Here is a 3,359-nt window from a genome sequence, read left to right as displayed (position 1 = left end):
GACAGGCTGGTGGATACCGAGAAGACGCTGGCCCCTAGCAGAACGAGCGTGAAACACCGACCCTGAATCTTTTCGCTCAGCGAACTCAGTTCCGGAACCAAGCTGTAGAGCCACAGGGGGGCAAACCAGAGCATCCAGCGGAAACAAACGCTGACGCCGCCGTAGTTACGGTCAATTTCTGGCCGAGCGACGTAAAACACGAGGCAAACCAAACTCGCCAATGCGATGGAAGCGGACAGGCGCCGCATGTAGCCAGGCCCATGGCGGCATCCCGCGACCATTCCAACCGGCACGAGAAACCACAGCGGAGTGATTGAGAAGATTCCGTAGTAACCGAGCGTTGCGTGAAACAGGTAGACAATGCGGCTCGGTTCGCCCAAATCGACACCGCGTCGTTGCCCCGTTCGCCAGTAGCTGCCGGGGTAGTCGTACCAGTCATCCCAAACGAACAACGCCCAGCCGCCGCCGGTTCGAGCCAGTTTGTATTGAGCCTGTTCGGGGGCCTCCGATGCTCGCGAATGTTCGGCGATGACTTCGTAACCGCCCTCTGCCAATTCACGAAGGCTGATCTGATCGGCCGTTTGAAGCGTGTTGCTGTGCGACAACGCCACCTCGATTTGGTCGGTTGCCGCGTCTGCGGGTAGCTCGACTGTCTCGATTTGTTCGCCGGCGCTTCGGTGAGCGTACGGTGTTCGTAAACTTCCATGCGCCCATTGATTGGTGCCGACAATGCCAAGCAAGACAACACCGGCTCCCAGTGAAAAACCGGGGATGGACCGGGGATTCATCCAGCCGAACAGCACCGCCCAAAGGGCCAGCATCGACAGAGCCGGCAATTCCCACGCAACCGCGAAAGCGGCGGAGGCTCCTGCGATCACCCAAGGGGTGAACTTGGGATGGTAGGTGATCCCTGAAAAGGAATCTGTCATCTTTTCCGCCGCACGAAGATACAGCCATAGGGTCAGCGATGTCGCCGCGGCGGCAAACAGATGATTGTTGAGCGAGATCGCAAAGGGCACCATCATGGTTCCAAAGCAAGCTGCCGCGACGCCCATCCGGCGTGCGTAATCGGAGGCGCCGATCAACTCGACCGTCAATGCCATTGTCACCAAGAACACCGCCAGCACCGGCAGGTTGATCAACAGCAACAGCAGCCGAGGCACATAGATCGGTTGTTCCGTCATCGTCAGTCCGGTGGTGTGATGCACCACGCCGTAAACACCGGCCACCATGGTCACCAGCAGCGTGGGTTTGCTGCTGGAGTAATGCAATTGACCATCGGAACCAACGTGGCGGACTTTGTCGATCGTGTTCCATGGCCGGCGTTTGCCATCATCGGCCCGAAACGAAAAACGCCGGTCGATGGCAAAGGTTCCCACTTAAAACCCAGAGGCAACGGTGCACCAACGGCTTCGGTCGTTTGCACTGAGGAACGCCGTGTCGCCTTCTTTGCTAGAGACGACTGCAATGCGGCCAGCAACAATTGCCAGCGTTGCAACGATCATGATCGCGTACGTGTTGCGCCGATGTTGTCGCGGGATCTCGTGTTTACGCATCGTGAATCGGCCCCGTCGAATCAGCGTCAGGTGACGAAGGCGATGGTTGGTTGGATTCGGCTAGGCCGGCCCAGTCCGAGATGCTGTATCCCGATGCATTGGGGACCAACGGAGAACCATCTGCAGAGTTCGTGGGAGCGAGTAGGGAAGACACGCTCGAGTTCATTGCTTCTCGGCGGTCGCGAGCCGCAGCGACAGAGATCACCAACTCGGCCAGCAATCCAGCCAGGACGCATTGAGCACCCAGCAACACGGCTAAAATGCAGTAGTAAAAAATCGCAGTGGAGTGGAGGTGCAGGACTTCGCCGTCGCCCATCCGCGACCAAACCCATTTGACGCTCAAGTAAGTCATCCCGACTGAGCCCACCGCGAAGCACAGCAAACCAGCGGTGCCGATCAAGTGCAGCGGTCGACGGCCATAACCGGTCACCAGGTGGATGCTGAGCAAGTCCAGGAAGCCTTTGACCAATCGCGAAACGCCGTATTTGGACACACCATGTTGCCGCGCGTGGTGCTGGACCACGATTTCACCCACGCGAAAACCACGCGCGGAGGCGAGCACTGGGATGAAACGATGGCGTTCGCCGTACAGGTCGACTTCCGACAAGACTTCTCGGCGATAGGCTTTGAAGCCGCAGTTATGATCGTGCAAGCGAACACCCGTCAGTGAGCTGACCAAGGCGTTGAAGACTCGGCTGGGCAGGACTTTGTGCCAAGGATCGTGGCGAGTTTGTTTCCAACCGCTGACGACATCCAAGCCGCCTTGGATCTTCTCAAGGAAACGTGGAATCTCAGTGGGATCGTCCTGAAGATCTGCATCCATCGTGAACACGATCACGCCGCGAGCGACCGAGAAGCCGGCACTGAGCGCAGCCGCTTTGCCGAAGTTGCGACGCAAACGCAAGGCACAGGTCGAATGCGAGTGATTCGAAGCGGTGCCGCAAAGCTCGACCATCTTCTCCCACGTTTGGTCCGTCGAGCCATCGTCGACAAAGACGATTTGGACGCGTACGTTTTGCTCCGCGCAGACTTGCGTGATCCGTTCATGGAGTTCCGCCAGCGAGGCTTCCTCGTTCATCGCCGGGATCACCACCGAAATTTCTTCGAGGTGATTGGGACCCGATGATTGCGGGCTTGGATGAGGTTCGGGTGTCTGGAAACCAGCCGCTAAACCTGGGGCGATCGACGCTGACGCAGCGAGTGACGACTGGATCGGAGAGGGTGAAGTGTTCATTCGCGTATCATACTCAGGATGAAACCCGTTGCCACATTCGGGGGGACCGATCTGCGGTTTTTGAGCTTGGTCTGTAAGCGTAGCCGGAACATTCGTTGCCTTCGTTGCTGGTTTCGCTCTCGTTGCCTATCGTGTCGATGGACCCACGAAGGTTTGTTTTGTTGTAGACATTTTACGTTTCATTCTGTCCTGCGGAATTGATGCCGCGTCGGAGTTTGTCTTGATGGCTGAGCCAGAATTGCTGTTGCGAGGTAGTCGTTTTGATGTCATCGGAATCGATCTCCCCGGTCGAGATGGCAAGTCCTATCGGCGCGAATTCATTCAGCATCCCGGTGCGGTGGTCCTGCTCCCGTTGGTCGACGACGACACCGTGGTGATGATCGAAAACGAGCGTCCCGCGGTGGGGGAAACTCTGCTGGAGTTGCCGGCGGGAACGCGTGATCCCGGCGAAGAGGTTTTGGTGACGGCTGCTCGCGAATTAACGGAAGAAACCGGCTACCGGGCGGCGGATCTAAGTGTTGCTTGCGAGTTTTATTCGGCGCCGGGATTGGGCAATGAATTGATGCACT

4 protein-coding genes are annotated in these 3,359 nt (G+C 57.7%); 1 reads left to right on the top strand and 3 read right to left on the bottom strand.

Annotated features, from left to right (window positions below; all coding sequences use genetic code 11):
* From ACF8AM_RS15510 to ACF8AM_RS15500, 3 genes are all read right to left on the bottom strand, one after another.
* A partial coding sequence (locus tag ACF8AM_RS15510; RefSeq protein ID WP_392556505.1) for a hypothetical protein occupies positions 1-1,379 on the bottom strand: 1,379 nt, incomplete at its 3' end.
* On the bottom strand, positions 1,380-1,556 hold the full coding sequence (locus ACF8AM_RS15505; protein WP_392556504.1) for a hypothetical protein: 177 nt from the start codon (positions 1,554-1,556) through the stop codon (positions 1,380-1,382).
* The gene (locus tag ACF8AM_RS15500; protein WP_392556503.1) at positions 1,549-2,790 is read right to left on the bottom strand and encodes a glycosyltransferase family 2 protein; all 1,242 of its coding nucleotides are present in this window, start codon (positions 2,788-2,790) and stop codon (positions 1,549-1,551) included. Before ACF8AM_RS15500 ends, ACF8AM_RS15505 begins: the two co-directional genes overlap by 8 nt.
* 223 nt (positions 2,791-3,013) lie before the next feature.
* Between ACF8AM_RS15500 and ACF8AM_RS15495 the strand changes: the two genes are divergently transcribed.
* A partial coding sequence (locus tag ACF8AM_RS15495; protein ID WP_392556502.1) for an NUDIX domain-containing protein occupies positions 3,014-3,359 on the top strand: 346 nt, incomplete at its 3' end.

This window comes from Rhodopirellula sp. JB055 (genome assembly GCF_043100905.1).
Classification (GTDB): Bacteria; Planctomycetota; Planctomycetia; order Pirellulales; family Pirellulaceae; genus Rhodopirellula.
Note: the sequence above shows the minus strand (reverse complement) of the source record. Positions and strands in the feature narration are given on the sequence as shown.